A 15880-nucleotide genomic window follows, 5' to 3' on the forward strand; every position below is an offset into this window, starting at 1 on the left:
CATCTGGAATTGAAATGGTTATGCCAGGAGATAACGTTCAACTCGTTATTAACTTGCATGCACCTATTGCGATGACAGAAGGTTTACGTTTCGCAATTCGGGAAGGTGGCCGTACTGTAGGTGCCGGTGTTGTTGCGAAAATTATTGAATAAAAGTGTAAAAGTGTGTTGGCATGAATACAATTGTTCATGCCAATAAAATTTAGGCCAGTAGCTCAATTGGCAGAGTGGCGGTCTCCAAAACCGCAGGTTGGGGGTTCGATTCCCTCCTGGCCTGCCAACTACCAAGTAAATATGAAAAGTTCAAACGAAAATCAAAGTAAGATTAAAGATATACTATCTTGGTTGGCTGTAGTATTAATAACTGCAGGCGCTTTCTTTTGTACCTATTATTACACTTTTTCAGGTCCAATTCAGTCTATCGTTTGGCTAGGTTGGTTATTAACGACCTTGTTCCTTGGTTATTTGACCACTACTGGGAAACGAGTTTTTGTTTTCGCTCAGGAAGCAAAAATCGAATTGCTAAAGGTAGTATGGCCAACACGTCAAGAAACTGTACAAACAACAATTATTGTAATGGTTATGGTTACGTTAACTGGATTCATACTCTGGGGAGTTGATTCATTAATGATGTGGGCTATAGCTAAAATAACACATTTAGGGTGAATATGGTGGACGAACACAAAGTAAAGCAGTGGTACGTTGTGCATGCCTATTCAGGATATGAAAATTTTGTTATGCGAGAAATAACATCGCGGGCAATACACCATAATCTACAAGATAAGATTGGTGAAGTAGTAGTACCCTCTGAAGAAGTAGTAGAAATGCGCTCAGGACAAAAGCGTAAGAGCACACGTAAGTTTTTCCCGGGTTATGTTTTGGTTCATATGGTGATGGATGATCAAACCTGGCATATGGTACGTGCTATCCCAAGAGTTTTGGGTTTTATCGGCGGTACCAGTCAAACACCTACTCCTATATCTGATAAAGAAGCCCGTGCTATTATGCAACGCGTTGAAGACGGTGTGACAAAACCAAGACCCAAGATTCTATTCGAACCAGGTGAAGTTATTCGTGTTAAAGAAGGTCCATTTGTTGATTTCAATGGTGTTGTCGAAGAAGTGAATTATGAGAAAAATAGGCTAAGAGTTGCCGTATTGATTTTTGGGCGTTCTACTCCTGTTGAACTTGAATTCAGTCAAGTAGAAAAAACATAGACAAATAAGACAGATCTAGACAAATTATACACCTGTACAAACGATGCAGTAAAATAGTTAAATGTTTTAAAAACCGGGGAGCTAGAAAGTAATAGATGGAACATTATCTATAAAATTTAGCGCATGACCCATAAGGAGTAAACATGGCAAAAAAAGTAGAAGCATATATCAAATTACAGATTCCTGCCGGTAAAGCAAACCCTAGTCCACCAGTTGGTCCTGCATTAGGACAACGCGGTGTGAATATTATGGAATTCTGTAAAGCCTTCAATGCTGCAACCCAGCAAATGGAACAAGGCTTACCCACCCCTGTGGTTATAACCGTATATAGTGATCGTAGTTTCACTTTTGTTACAAAAACACCTCCAGCTTCAGTATTATTAAAAAAAGCAGCAGGTATACAAAGTGGCAGTGGTACACCAAATACTAAAAAAGTAGCTAAGCTACACGTCAGTAAACTTGAAGAGATTGCTCGAATTAAGCAACCTGACCTGACCGCAGCAGATTTAGACGCTGCAGTTAGAAGCATTGCAGGAACTGCACGTAGCATGGGTATTGACGTTGAAGGTTTGGAATAAGGGGTTACCATGTCAAAGTTATCTAAAAAGCAAAAAAAGATTGTTGAAGCAGTAAAAGCGAATCATTCATATTCTGTTACAGAAGCTGTAGCTTTATTGAAGCAGTTTGCTTCTACTAAGTTTCGTGAAAGTCTGGATATCAGCGTGAATCTAGGTGTAGATCCACGTAAATCAGATCAAGTTGTAAGATCTTCTACCAATTTACCAAAAGGTACTGGTAAAACTGTACGCGTTGCTGTATTTGCACAAGGTGATAATGCTGCTAAAGCAAAATCGGCTGGTGCGGATATTGTAGGATTTGAAGATCTGGCTGAACAGATTAAAGCGGGTTCAATGGATTTCGATGTTGTTATCGCTACTCCAGACGCTATGCGAATAGTTGGTCAATTAGGTCAAATTCTTGGTCCAAGAGGTTTAATGCCTAACCCTAAAGTTGGCACTGTAACTACAAATGTTGAAGCTGCTGTTAATGATGCTAAATCAGGTCAGGTTCGATACCGTACTGATAAAAACGGTATTATTCATTGTTCCGTTGGTAAAGCTGATTTTGCTGCCGAAGATGTGTTGGAAAATATAGTGGCTTTGATAAGTGATTTGAAAAAAGCCAAACCAGCTTCATCTAAAGGACAGTATTTGAAGAAAGTTTCACTATCTACTACAATGGGACCTGGATTAACTATTGATATTTCATCAATACCTGTGTAACATTACATCCCATTTTTAAGAATTCACGGCATAGATTTGGTTCCATGCCGTCGAAGACCGCAGGTGCAATTGCTTAATTTCCTGCGCAGACGGTGAACCGGCTCCCTATAAAGAGACGGCCACCATAACTGTCAAATCCTAGGATTTGTACACATTAGGAGGTCAGTAACGTGACATTAAATTTAGCTGCAAAAAAAGCCGTTGTTGAAGAAGTGACTGCAGTCGCATCTAAGGCTATTTCGGCAGTAGTTGCTGATTATCGAGGTTTAACTGTTAATCAAATGACGCATTTACGTAGTGAAGCACGTAAATCCGGTGTTTATCTTCGAGTTGTGCGTAACACGCTAACCAGAAGAGCTTTTAAAGACACTGAATTTGAATGCTTAAACGACCTGCTTGTAGGTCCGTTATTCATTGCAATGTCACTGGAAGCCCCGAGTGATGCTGCAAGGCTACTTAAAGAGTTTTCAAAGACATTTGACAAACTTGAGATTAAAGCACTATCAGTTGGCGGTAAAGTATACAGCGCAAATCAAATTGATGCTGTTGCAAGTCTGCCTACACGTGATGAGGCTATAGCCAAGTTGATGTATGTCATGAAAGCGCCAATTGAGAAATTTGTCCGTACTCTTGCTGAACCACACGCCAAACTGGTGAGAACGCTGGCAGCAGTTAAGGATCAAAAAGCAGGATAACCCCGCTTAATCATTAATTTATTTTTAAACTAGGAGCTAGTAATGGCTGTGTCAAAAAATGATATTTTAGAAACAATTTCCAACATGTCAGTTATGGAAGTTGTCGAGTTAATCGAAGCAATGGAAGAGAAGTTTAACGTTTCTGCTGCTGCCGCTGCTGTAGCTGTTGCTGCACCTGCTGCTGCCGCTGCTGCTGAAGAGCAAACAGAATTTACTGTTGTTATGTCAAGCTTCGGAGCTAACAAAGTTGGTGTAATTAAAGTAATCCGTGGATTAACAGGTCTTGGTTTGAAAGAAGCTAAAGATCTGGTAGAAGGTGCTCCTTCAACTGTTAAAGAAGGTGTATCTAAAGACGAAGCTGCAGCAATCAAGAAAGAGCTTGAAGAAGCTGGTGCTACAGTTGAAGTTAAATAATTAAGATATAAATGTAATTTAGGAACCCAGCCATGTTTACATGGCTGGGTTTACGTGTTTGAAGTCATTAATAATTTACAGAGGAATCACCATGGCCGTTGCAGAAGCTAAACCTCAATATTCACATGCTGAGAAGAAACGATTTCGCAAAAGCTTTGGTAAGCAGACCGATAAAATGGCAATACCAAATCTGCTTGAAATCCAATTAAAATCCTATAGAGATTTTCTCCAAGCTGATAGTAAATTGAGTGAGCATCTTAATACTGGTTTACATGCTGCATTCTCTTCTGTTTTTCCAATAGAAAGCTTTTCAGGTAATGCACGTCTGGAATATGTAGGTTATAAATTAGGCGAACCTGCATTTGATGTAAGAGAATGTAAATTAAGAGGTTTAACTTATTCAGCGCCATTAAGGGTCAAAATAAGACTTGTTGTTCTTGATAAAGATGCAAGCGATGATCCAAAGCCAGTTAAAGATATTAGAGAACAAGATGTATTTATGGGTGAAATACCCCTGATGACTGACGTAGGTACCTTTGTTGTCAATGGTACTGAACGAGTTGTCGTATCACAGTTACATCGATCCCCCGGTGTTATATTTGAACATGACAAAGGAAAAACACATTCATCAGGAAAGTTGCTCTATTCAGCAAGAATAATTCCTTACCGTGGATCATGGCTGGATTTTGAATTTGATCCGAAAGATTGTGTTTATGTTCGAATCGATAGGCGTCGAAAATTACCAGTTAGCATTTTATTAAGAGCACTGGGCTATGAGGCAGAAGATATTCTTGGTGAATTCTTCGAAATAACAAGTTGTCACCTTAAAAATGGTGAATACCATATTGATTTAATCCCTCAAAGATTGAGAGGTGAGATTGCATCATTTGACATATTAGTTCCAGAAACAGGCGAATTAATAGTAGAGCAAGGAAGAAGAATAACTGCACGTCATATTAAGCAAATGGAAAAACATAACATGCAAGATTTAATAGTACCTAGAGACTATTTAATCAGCAAAACTCTTGCAAAAAATGTAATCGATACCTCTACAGGTGAGTTTATTGCACAAGCCAATGATGAATTGACCGAAGAATTGCTGGATACAATGGCAAACAACGGTATTTTACACATTGACATGATTTATACTAACGATCTGGATCACGGTTCTTATATTTCGGACACTCTGAAAATTGATCCAACATCATCACAGCTTGAAGCTTTAGTTGAAATATACCGGATGATGCGTCCTGGAGAGCCGCCCACTAAAGAAGCTGCTGAAGCCTTATTTAAAAATCTGTTCTTTGTCGATGATAGATATGATCTTTCTGCCGTTGGACGCATGAAATTTAATCGACGGGTTGGTAGAAAAAATGATGATGGCCCAGGAACTTTGACTAAAGAAGATATTATGGCTGTTATCAAAACACTTATCGATATCCGAAATGGTATTGGAATGGTTGATGATATCGATCATCTAGGAAATCGAAGAGTACGAAGTGTTGGCGAGATGGCTGAAAATCAATTCAGAGTTGGTTTGGTGCGCGTTGAACGAGCAGTCAAAGAACGTTTGAGCCTTGTAGAGTCTGAAAATCTTATGCCACAAGACCTAATCAATGCCAAGCCAGTATCTGCAGCTGTAAAAGAGTTTTTTGGATCCAGCCAATTATCCCAGTTTATGGATCAGGTAAATCCACTATCAGGAGTTACTCATAAACGACGTGTTTCTGCACTAGGCCCAGGTGGATTGACCAGAGAGCGAGCTGGTTTTGAAGTACGTGACGTACATACCACTCACTACGGACGGGTTTGTCCAATTGAAACTCCTGAAGGTCCAAATATTGGATTAATTAATTCCTTGTCTGTTTATGCTAGAACCAATGACTATGGTTTTATTGAAACGCCGTGCCGTAAAGTAATTAACGGACGTGTTACCGATGAAATCGAATACTTATCAGCAATCGAAGAAGTTGATCAGTACATCGCTCAATCAAGCGTTGCTCTTGATGAGCAAGGTAATATTCTTGCCGATTTGGTACCTTGCAGACATCAAAATGAATTTTCTCTGACTACCCCAGATAAAATTAATTATATGGATGTGTCACCCAAGCAAATTGTATCAGTTGCAGCATCCCTAATTCCTTTCCTAGAGCATGACGATGCGAACCGAGCATTGATGGGTTCGAACATGCAACGCCAGGCTGTACCTACACTTCGTTCAGAAAAACCACTTGTTGGTACTGGAATGGAGCGTATTGTTGCGTCTGACTCTGGAGTTTCAGTAGTTGCTAAACGAGGAGGAATCATCGATTTGGTTGATGCCTCACGTATCGTTGTGCGAGTCAATGATGATGAAACTACAGCAGGTGAAACAGGCGTAGATATTTATAATTTGACGAAATATTTCCGCTCAAACCAGGATACATGTATTAATCAGCGTCCTATTGTGTCTACAGGTGACATCATTCAACGTGGTGATGTTCTTGCAGATGGTCCGTGTACCGATATGGGTGAGCTGGCATTAGGACAAAATCTGTTGGTGGCATTTATGCCCTGGAATGGATACAACTTCGAGGATTCGATCCTTATTTCAGAACGAATTGTTCAGGAAGACAGATTCACTACTATACATATCGAAGAATTAACCTGTATTGCTCGGGATACTAAACTAGGTACAGAAGAAATCACAGCAGACATTCCTAATGTTGGTGAATCGGCTTTGTCAAATCTGGACGAATCAGGTGTTGTCTATATTGGTGCTGAAGTAAATGCAGGTGATATTTTAGTAGGAAAAGTGACACCTAAAGGCGAAACTCAGCTAACACCTGAAGAAAAGTTGCTGCGCGCTATATTCGGCGAAAAAGCATCGGATGTTAAAGATTCATCTCTACGTGTACCTTCAGGTATGAATGGTACAGTTATTGATGTTCAAGTATTTACTCGTGATGGTCTTGATAAAGACGCGAGAGCTAAGAGTATTGAAGAAGAGCACTTGGCCAGGGTTCGTAAGGATTTAATTGACGAACGTCGTATTCGTGAAGAAGATATATATCATCGAGTGTCTAATCTATTATTGGATAAAGAGGCAACTGGTGGTCCAGGTAATCTCAGACCAGGCTCTAAGATTTCACAAGAATACTTGGATAATTTACCTAGAGAAAAATGGTTTGACATACGTCTCGAGAATGATTCAATCAGTCAACAGTTAGAACAATTGTCAAAACAATTAGAACTGCTATCTAAAGAAATGGAAAAGCGCTTTAATGACAGTCGTAAGAAGATCATTCAAGGTGATGATCTAGCTCCAGGCGTTTTAAAAATTGTTAAAGTTTATTTAGCTGTTAAAAGGAGAATTCAGCCTGGTGATAAGATGGCAGGACGACATGGAAATAAAGGGGTTATCTCGATTGTCGTTCCAATTGAAGATATGCCGCACATGGAAGACGGAACAGCAGTAGATATCGTTCTTAATCCATTGGGCGTACCATCCCGTATGAATATTGGACAGGTATTGGAAACGCATCTAGGACTCGCAGCAAAAGGTTTAGGCCACAAAATTGCTGAGTTGCTTGACAGCAAGAAATCCGCTGCTGAAATTAAATCGTTCTTGCTCCAAATATACAATCATGATGGTGTTCAACGCGTTAATCTGGATTGTCTGAACGAAGAAGAATTCTTTAGACTGGCGGATAATTTGCGAGCTGGTGTTCCAATGGCAACACCAGTATTTGATGGCGCTTCTGAAGCAGAAATCAAAAGTATGCTTCAATTGGCCGGTTTATCTCCAGATGGTAAAACAACTTTGATAGATGGCAGAACCGGAAGTAAGTTTGATAATCCAGTTACTGTAGGATACATGTACATGCTGAAATTAAATCACTTGGTTGATGATAAGATGCATGCACGGTCTACCGGATCATATAGTCTCGTAACGCAACAGCCTCTGGGTGGTAAAGCACAGTTTGGGGGACAGCGTTTTGGGGAAATGGAAGTCTGGGCATTAGAAGCCTATGGTGCTGCGTATACATTACAGGAAATGTTGACTGTGAAATCAGATGACGTTGGAGGTAGGACAAAGATCTACAAAAATATAGTCGATGGAGACCATCGTATGGACCCAGGAATGCCTGAATCATTCAATGTATTATTGAAAGAAATCAGAGCGCTGGGAATTGATATCGAATTAGATCACGATTAACTGTTCAGCGATACATACTGACTAACCAATTTTTGGAGGCATAGACTTGGCTACTCTAAGCAACGACCCAATGAGAAAAGCACCTGTAATGAGTGATTTACTCGGCATTCTCAAACAACAAGGGCAAAGTGAAGAATTCGATGCAATTAAAATTGCATTGGCTTCACCCGAATTAATTCGTTCATGGTCCTATGGTGAAGTAAAAAAACCTGAAACGATTAACTATCGAACATTTAAACCAGAACGTGATGGCTTGTTCTGTGCTAAAACTTTCGGTCCGGTAAAAGATTATGAATGTTTATGTGGTAAATATAAACGTTTGAAGCATCGTGGTGTTATTTGCGAAAAATGTGGTGTGGAACTGGCTCTTGCTAAAGTCAGACGTGAACGTATGGGGCACATTGAGCTTGCTAGTCCGGTTGCTCATATATGGTTCCTTAAATCCCTGCCTTCTCGAATCGGTTTATTGCTTGATATGACATTGAGAGATATTGAACGCGTTCTCTATTTCGAAGCCTTCGTAGTTGTTGACCCTGGTATGACTGAGTTAGAGCGTGGTCAATTGCTTAATGATGAAGTATATCTTGATGCAATGGAACAATACGGTGACGAGTTTGATGCCCGTATGGGAGCGGAAGCTATTCGTGATCTGCTACGCCAAATTGATTTGGAAGAAGAAATTAAAAATTTACGTGAAGAGTTACCTACAACTAACTCCGAAACCAAAATCAAAAAAATTACCAAGCGACTGAAATTACTTGAAGCATTCTATGAATCAGGAAATAAACCTGAATGGATGATCATGGATGTATTGCCAGTGCTTCCGCCTGATCTGAGACCTTTGGTTCCTTTGGATGGTGGACGATTTGCTACATCTGACTTAAACGACTTATATCGACGTGTTATTAACAGAAATAACCGATTAAAGCGTCTTTTGGATCTTAATGCTCCAGATATTATTGTTCGAAATGAAAAGAGAATGTTACAAGAATCTGTCGATGCATTATTAGATAACGGCAGAAGAGGACGTGCGATAACAGGAACGAACAAGAGACCACTGAAGTCCTTGGCCGATATGATTAAAGGTAAGCAAGGTCGATTTAGACAGAATCTTCTGGGTAAGCGAGTAGATTACTCAGGTCGTTCAGTTATTGTCGTGGGACCTACACTCAAATTACATCAGTGTGGTTTGCCTAAAAAAATGGCCTTAGAATTGTTTAAGCCTTTTATTTTCTCAAAACTTGAATTTAGAGGTTTAGCAACAACAATTAAAGCTGCCAAGAAAATGGTTGAGCGTGAAGAATCAGTGGTATGGGATATTCTTGATGATGTAATTAGAGAGCATCCTATCTTATTGAACAGAGCGCCTACACTTCACAGGCTTGGTATTCAAGCTTTTGAACCGGTTCTAATTGAAGGTAAAGCGATACAGCTACATCCTTTAGTTTGTACAGCCTATAACGCTGACTTCGATGGAGACCAGATGGCGGTGCACGTGCCCTTAACACTTGAGGCACAATTAGAAGCTCGATCCTTGATGATGTCTACCAATAACATCCTATCCCCCGCGAGCGGTGAACCAATTATTGTTCCTAGTCAGGACGTTGTACTTGGACTGTATTATTTAACCCGTGAAAAAGTAAACGCGTTGGGTGAAGGAAAAATTTACGTCAGTGCCCAGGAAGCTCAGAATTTTTATGAATCAGGACATCTGGATATTCATGCCAAAATTAAAATTCGTATGCCAAAAGAGGAAGAGGGTTCAACTGGCTTTAATCTTGTAGAAACGACTGTAGGACGTGCCATTCTAGCGGAAATTCTTCCCAAAGGAATGCCATTCGCGCAGATTAACCGTACTATGACCAAAAAAGTTATTTCTAAAGTTATTGACAGCTGCTATAGAAATTTTGGCTTGAAAGAAACTGTTATTTTTGCAGATCAGTTGATGTATACCGGATTTAAATACGCCACTCGATCAGGAATTTCTATTGGTATTGAAGACATGGAAATACCAGAAGACAAAGCTAACATCATTGAGCATGCCGATAATGAAGTACGAGAGATTGAATCTCAGTTCCGTTCTGGTCTGGTAACAAATGGTGAGCGATATAACAAAGTAATTGATATATGGTCACGCACTAATGAACTGGTAGCTAAGTCAATGATGAGTAAAATCGCTACTGAAGAAGTCGTTAATGCCAAAGGTGATACAGTAAGGCAAGAATCATTTAACCCAATTTTCATGATGGCTGATTCTGGAGCGCGGGGTTCTGCTGCTCAGATTAGACAGTTAGCAGGTATGAGGGGATTGATGGCTGCGCCAGACGGTTCTATTATCGAAACCCCAATTACAGCAAACTTTAGAGAAGGATTGAACGTATTCCAATACTTTATTTCTACTCACGGAGCAAGAAAGGGATTGGCGGATACTGCCTTGAAAACTGCGAACTCAGGTTATCTGACTCGTCGTTTGGTCGATGTTGCCCAGGATGTGGTCATTACTGAAGATGATTGTGGCGTAGACACCGGTATTCTGATGCAACCACTGATTGAGGGTGGAGACATCGTTGAGCCGCTGCATGAGCGAGTATTAGGTCGTGTTGTTGCTGCGGATGTATACATACCTAATCAAAGTGAGCCGGTTGTAAAAGCAGGCACACTTCTTGATGAAGATTGGGTTGAACGCCTCGAAAAACAAGGCGTTGATCAAATTATGGTAAGATCTCCTATCACCTGTCAAACTCGTTTTGGCTTGTGTGCAAAATGTTATGGTCGTGATTTGGCACGAGGCCATTTGGTTAATACCGGTGAAGCTGTAGGTATTATAGCCGCCCAGTCAATCGGAGAGCCTGGTACACAGCTAACCATGCGTACGTTCCATATTGGAGGAGCAGCATCCAGAGCGACTGCAGCAAACAATATACAGATCAAAACAAAAGGTTTAATTCGTTTACACAATATCAAAACTGTAACACATGAGAACAAGAATCTTGTTGCGGTTTCTCGATCTGGTGAAGTAACGATTGTGGATGAATTCGGTCGTGAAAGAGAGCGATACAAATTACCTTATGGTGCTGTCATTTCTGTGCAGGATAATTCTCCTGTTGAGGCTGGACAAGTAATTGCTACCTGGGATCCTCATACTCACCCTGTTATTTCCGAAGTAGCTGGAAACCTTAAGTTTGTTGACTTGATTGATGGCATAACCATGAACAGACAAACTGACGAACTGACCGGTTTAAGCAATATCGTAATTATCGATGCTAAACAAAGAAGTGCCGCAGGACGTGATTTAAGGCCTATGGTGAAGTTAGTAACAAGTGAGGGTGAAGATATATTCCTTGCAGGAACAAACGTCCCTGCGCAGTATTATTTGCCTGTTGATGCGATTGTTAACTTTGAAGATGGTGGTCATGTTGGTATCGGGGATGTGATTGCGCGTATTCCTCAAGAGCGGTCCAAGACTCGAGATATCACCGGGGGTTTGCCGCGTGTTGCTGACTTGTTTGAAGCACGTAAACCGAAAGACTCAGCTGTAATGGCAGAGGTTTCAGGTCTGGTTAATTTTGGTAAGGAAACTAAAGGTAAAAGAAGGCTGATCATTAACGTCTCTGAAGATCAATGTCATGAAGAGTTGATACCCAAATGGCGTCATATTTCAGTATTCGAAGGGGAACATGTTGAGCGCGGTGAATTAATTGCTGAAGGTGCCTTAAATCCCCATGACATTTTGCGTTTACTTGGTGTTGGTGCATTAGCAAATTACATTGTGAATGAAGTACAGGATGTATACCGTTTACAAGGTGTAAAAATCAATGACAAACATATTGAAACCATTGTAAGACAAATGTTACGCAAACGAGTGATTACTTTTGCTGGAGATTCTAAATTCCTGGTAGGAGAGCAAATAGAAGAAAGTGTCATGCTGCAAGAAAATGACAGACTTATTGCTGAAGGTAAGCAAGTTGCCCGTGGTACACCTATTTTGTTAGGTATAACCAAAGCTTCTTTGGCAACAGAGTCCTTTATCTCTGCTGCATCGTTCCAGGAAACAACAAGAGTTCTAACTGAAGCTGCTGTAAGTGGTAAAATTGATGATTTACGTGGCTTAAAAGAAAACGTGATGGTCGGTCGCCTGATTCCAGCTGGAACAGGTTATACCTATCATCAAAGCCGAAAGGCAAAAAGAGCAAGGGCTGCAGCAGGTGGTGAACATGCAACACATACTGTTACTGCAAGTGATGTTGAGCACGCGTTGAGTGAAGCATTGAACGCGGATAATCATGATCATTAGTCTGGATTCAAAATCGGCAGATTTAAACTTGACAAATCTGCCGGACCTATATAGAATCCGGCCTCCTTATGCATTCGAAATATTCACAAGAGAAAGATCGGAGTTAAGTACAAATGGCTACTATTAATCAGTTAGTAAGAAAGCCTCGTGTGGACGTAAAGAAGAAAAGTAACGTACCTGCACTAGAGTCATGTCCACAAAGACGCGGAGTATGTACACGCGTTTATACTACTACACCTAAAAAACCGAACTCAGCTATGCGTAAGGTTGCTCGTGTACGTTTAACCAATGGATTTGAAGTATCATCATATATTGGTGGTGAAGGCCATAACTTACAGGAACACTCTGTTGTTCTAATCAGAGGCGGTCGTGTTAAAGACTTGCCTGGTGTGCGTTATCACACTGTTAGAGGTAGTTTAGATACATCAGGAGTTAACGATCGGAAACAAGGTCGTTCTAAGTATGGTACAAAAAAACCAAAAGATAAAAAATAACTGATTGTAGGAAATTGAGATGCCAAGAAGACGAGAAGTACCCAAACGTGAAATTTTGCCAGATCCAAAACATCATAGCGAACTGTTAGCAAAATTTATTAACGTATTAATGGTCAGCGGAAAAAAATCAACTGCTGAGAAAATAATATACGGTGCATTGACTGTACTTGATGAACGCGTAAAGAAAACTAAAAAATCTGACGAAGAAAGCGGAGAAGCTGGCTCAACCGGTAATGCTGGTTCAGTACTTCGATATTTTGAAGATGCTTTAGACAACGTACGTCCCAGCGTTGAAGTAAGATCACGACGTGTTGGTGGAGCTACCTATCAGGTGCCTGTAGAAGTAAGACACGATCGTAGTATCGCTCTGGGCATGCGTTGGATTGTCCAAGCTGCACGTTCACGCGGTGAAAAAGGCATGATGCTTCGCCTTGCTGGTGAATTGATGGATGCTTACGAGAGTAAAGGCTCTGCAGTGAAAAAACGTGAAGACACACATAAAATGGCAAAAGCTAACCAGGCGTTTGCTCATTTTAGATGGAACTAAGGGAGAGGTAGGCCGTGTCAACTCCATTGAGACTGTATCGAAACATAGGCATAGCTGCACATGTTGATGCTGGAAAAACCACTACTACTGAGCGTGTACTCTATTATACGGGTATGTCTCATAAGATTGGTGAAGTACACGACGGTGCTGCCACTATGGACTGGATGGTTCAGGAGCAAGAGCGCGGCATTACTATTACCTCCGCAGCAACTACATGCTACTGGTCGGGTATGGACAAGCAATTTGAAGCTCATCGCATCAATATTATCGATACCCCCGGTCACGTAGATTTCATGATTGAGGTTGAGCGCTCATTGCGTGTTTTAGATGGCGCAATAGTCGTATTTGATTCTGTTTCGGGTGTTGAACCGCAATCTGAGACCGTATGGCGACAGGCAAATAAATACGGTGTACCCAGAATCGTTTTTGTTAATAAAATGGACCGGATTGGTGCGAACTTTCTCCGAGTTGTTGCTCAAATCAAACAAAGACTAGGCTCAAATCCAGTTGTAGTACAATTGCCTATTGGGGCTGAAGAGCACTTCAAAGGTGTTGTAGACATCATTAAAATGAAGGCCATTCATTGGGATGAAGATAACAAAGGAATGACATTTAAGTACATGGATATTCCTGCTGAGCTTAAATCTGATTGTGAAGAATATCGTGCATTAATCATAGAAACTGCTGCTGAAGCATCTGAAGAGCTGATGAACAAGTATCTGGAAGGCGAAGAGTTCACTGAGGCAGAAATTAAAGCTGCTTTACGACATCTTACTGTGACCAATAAAGTTGTTCCTGTTTTTTGTGGTTCTGCATTTAAAAACAAGGGAGTACAAGCTGTCCTTGATGGTGTAGTCGAATATTTACCTTCACCTACCGATATACCTGACATACAAGGTACTGACGAAAACGGTAATGAAACGCATCGTGAAACGAGTTATGATGCTCCATTTTCAGCACTGGCATTTAAAATTGCCACTGACCCGTTTGTAGGAACTCTTACTTATTTCAGAGCATATTCTGGAGTATTAAAGTGTGGTGACACTGTATACAACTCCGTAAAAGGAAAAAAAGAACGTATTGGCCGGCTTCTGCAAATGCATGCTAATTCTCGAGAAGAGATTAAAGAAGTTAGAGCAGGAGATATAGCTGCAGCAGTTGGACTTAAAACAGTCATGACAGGTGACACATTATGCGATCAAGATCATGTTGTAATCCTTGAACGTATGGACTTTCCAGATCCTGTTATAGCAGTTGCTGTGGAGCCAAGAACAAAAGCAGATCAGGAGAAGATGGGCATCGCGCTTGGCAAGTTAGCTCAAGAAGATCCATCGTTCAGAGTACACACTGATGAAGAGTCTGGTCAGACAATTATTGAAGGAATGGGCGAGCTCCATCTTGAAATTATTGTTGACCGAATGAAAAGAGAGTTCAATGTTGAAGCGAATGTTGGTAAACCACAAGTTGCCTATCGTGAGACATTGCGACAATCTGTGGAGCAAGAAGGTAAATTTGTAAGACAATCTGGCGGACGAGGACAATACGGTCATGTCTGGTTGAAAATTGAACCACAAGAACCTGGACAAGGTTATGAATTTGTTAACGCTATTGTTGGTGGTGTCATTCCTAAAGAATATATTCCAGCTGTTGATAAAGGGGTTCAAGAACAATTACAAAATGGTGTTATTGCTGGATATCCAGTAGTAGATGTAAAAGTAACTCTATTTGATGGTTCATTCCATGAGGTAGATTCTAGTGAAATGGCGTTCAAAATAGCTGGATCTCAGTGCTTCAAGCAAGGTGCTTTAAGAGCCAAGCCAGTTTTGCTTGAGCCAATTATGGCTGTAGAAGTTGTTACTCCTGAAGACTATATGGGCGATGTTATGGGTGACCTGAACAGACGTCGTGGATTGGTACAAGGTATGGAAGACTCTCCAGCGGGTAAAATTGTTAGGGCAGAAGTTCCACTTGCAGAGATGTTTGGTTATTCAACCGATTTACGTTCTGCTACTCAAGGAAGAGCAACGTATACGATGGAATTTTCTAAGTATGCTGAAGCACCAAATAATATTGCTGAAGCAATTATCAAGAAACAATAAAAAGTTAATGAGGTTATTGAAATGGCGAAGGAAAAATTTGAGCGTAAGAAGCCGCACGTAAACGTGGGGACGATTGGTCACGTAGACCATGGTAAAACAACGTTGACAGCTGCGATTACAACAATCATGGCGAAGAAGTATGGCGGTACTGCAAAAGCGTACGATCAGATTGATGCTGCGCCTGAAGAAAGAGAGCGTGGAATTACCATTTCTACAGCACACGTAGAATACGAATCAGCTAACCGTCACTACGCGCACGTTGACTGTCCAGGACATGCTGACTACGTTAAGAACATGATCACCGGAGCTGCCCAGATGGATGGAGCAATCCTGGTTGTATCTGCAGCAGATGGTCCTATGCCACAAACCAGAGAACACATACTGTTATCTCGTCAGGTTGGTGTTCCTTATATTGTTGTATACATGAACAAAGCGGATATGGTTGACGATGCTGAGCTATTAGAGCTGGTTGAGATGGAAGTTCGTGACCTGTTAAGCAGTTACGAGTTCCCTGGCGATGATATTCCAATTGTTGTTGGTTCAGCGTTAAAAGCATTGGAAGGTGATACCAGCGATATCGGTGTACCATCTATTGAAAAATTGGTTGAAACTTTGGATTCATATATTCCAGAACCAGTTC

At 40.8% G+C, this 15880-nt stretch carries 12 protein-coding genes, 1 tRNA gene and 1 pseudogene; all 14 read left to right on the forward strand.

Annotated features, from left to right (window positions below; genetic code table 11):
• Positions 1 to 152, forward strand: a pseudogene (gene tuf / locus ELY21_RS15040) (elongation factor Tu); the annotation flags it as partial.
• Between the two features lie 51 nt (positions 153 to 203).
• Positions 204 to 279, forward strand: a tRNA-Trp gene (locus tag ELY21_RS15045).
• 14 nt (positions 280 to 293) lie between these two features.
• The gene (gene secE / locus ELY21_RS15050) at positions 294 to 665 is read left to right on the forward strand and encodes a preprotein translocase subunit SecE (protein WP_127110840.1); all 372 of its coding nucleotides are present in this window, start codon (positions 294 to 296) and stop codon (positions 663 to 665) included.
• A gap of 2 nt (positions 666 to 667) precedes the next feature.
• Positions 668 to 1216 (forward strand): transcription termination/antitermination protein NusG, encoded by a 549-nt coding sequence (nusG, locus tag ELY21_RS15055; protein WP_028384371.1) that lies wholly within the window; start codon positions 668 to 670, stop codon positions 1214 to 1216.
• 143 nt (positions 1217 to 1359) lie between these two features.
• The gene (rplK, locus tag ELY21_RS15060) at positions 1360 to 1794 is read left to right on the forward strand and encodes a 50S ribosomal protein L11 (protein ID WP_028384372.1); all 435 of its coding nucleotides are present in this window, start codon (positions 1360 to 1362) and stop codon (positions 1792 to 1794) included.
• A 9-nt stretch (positions 1795 to 1803) separates the two neighbouring features.
• Entirely contained in the window at positions 1804 to 2499 is a 696-nt protein-coding gene (rplA, locus tag ELY21_RS15065) for a 50S ribosomal protein L1 (RefSeq protein ID WP_127110842.1), read from the forward strand.
• A gap of 170 nt (positions 2500 to 2669) precedes the next feature.
• Positions 2670 to 3194: a 50S ribosomal protein L10 gene (rplJ, locus tag ELY21_RS15070; RefSeq protein WP_028384374.1), complete on the forward strand. Its 525-nt coding sequence runs from the start codon at positions 2670 to 2672 to the stop codon at positions 3192 to 3194.
• 42 nt (positions 3195 to 3236) lie between these two features.
• Entirely contained in the window at positions 3237 to 3608 is a 372-nt protein-coding gene (rplL, locus tag ELY21_RS15075; protein WP_127110844.1) for a 50S ribosomal protein L7/L12, read from the forward strand.
• A gap of 91 nt (positions 3609 to 3699) precedes the next feature.
• Positions 3700 to 7806, forward strand: coding sequence for a DNA-directed RNA polymerase subunit beta (gene rpoB / locus ELY21_RS15080; RefSeq protein ID WP_127110846.1), 4107 nt, complete (start codon positions 3700 to 3702; stop codon positions 7804 to 7806).
• A gap of 88 nt (positions 7807 to 7894) precedes the next feature.
• Positions 7895 to 12100: a DNA-directed RNA polymerase subunit beta' gene (rpoC, locus tag ELY21_RS15085; RefSeq protein ID WP_199741729.1), complete on the forward strand. Its 4206-nt coding sequence runs from the start codon at positions 7895 to 7897 to the stop codon at positions 12098 to 12100.
• 113 nt (positions 12101 to 12213) lie between these two features.
• Positions 12214 to 12594 carry a 30S ribosomal protein S12 gene (rpsL, locus tag ELY21_RS15090; protein ID WP_010654837.1) on the forward strand — a complete coding sequence of 127 codons (381 nt, stop codon included), beginning with the start codon at positions 12214 to 12216 and terminating at the stop codon, positions 12592 to 12594.
• Positions 12595 to 12613: 19 nt separating this feature from the next.
• Entirely contained in the window at positions 12614 to 13141 is a 528-nt protein-coding gene (gene rpsG / locus ELY21_RS15095; RefSeq protein WP_127110850.1) for a 30S ribosomal protein S7, read from the forward strand.
• Positions 13142 to 13155: 14 nt separating this feature from the next.
• Positions 13156 to 15240 carry an elongation factor G gene (fusA, locus tag ELY21_RS15100; protein WP_127110852.1) on the forward strand — a complete coding sequence of 695 codons (2085 nt, stop codon included), beginning with the start codon at positions 13156 to 13158 and terminating at the stop codon, positions 15238 to 15240.
• Between the two features lie 21 nt (positions 15241 to 15261).
• Positions 15262 to 15880 (forward strand): GTP-binding protein (locus ELY21_RS15105; protein WP_127110854.1); only part of this gene is annotated, 619 nt, incomplete at its 3' end.

The organism is Legionella sp. km535, from assembly GCF_003990085.1.
In the GTDB taxonomy this organism is placed as follows: Bacteria; Pseudomonadota; Gammaproteobacteria; order Legionellales; family Legionellaceae; genus Legionella; species Legionella moravica.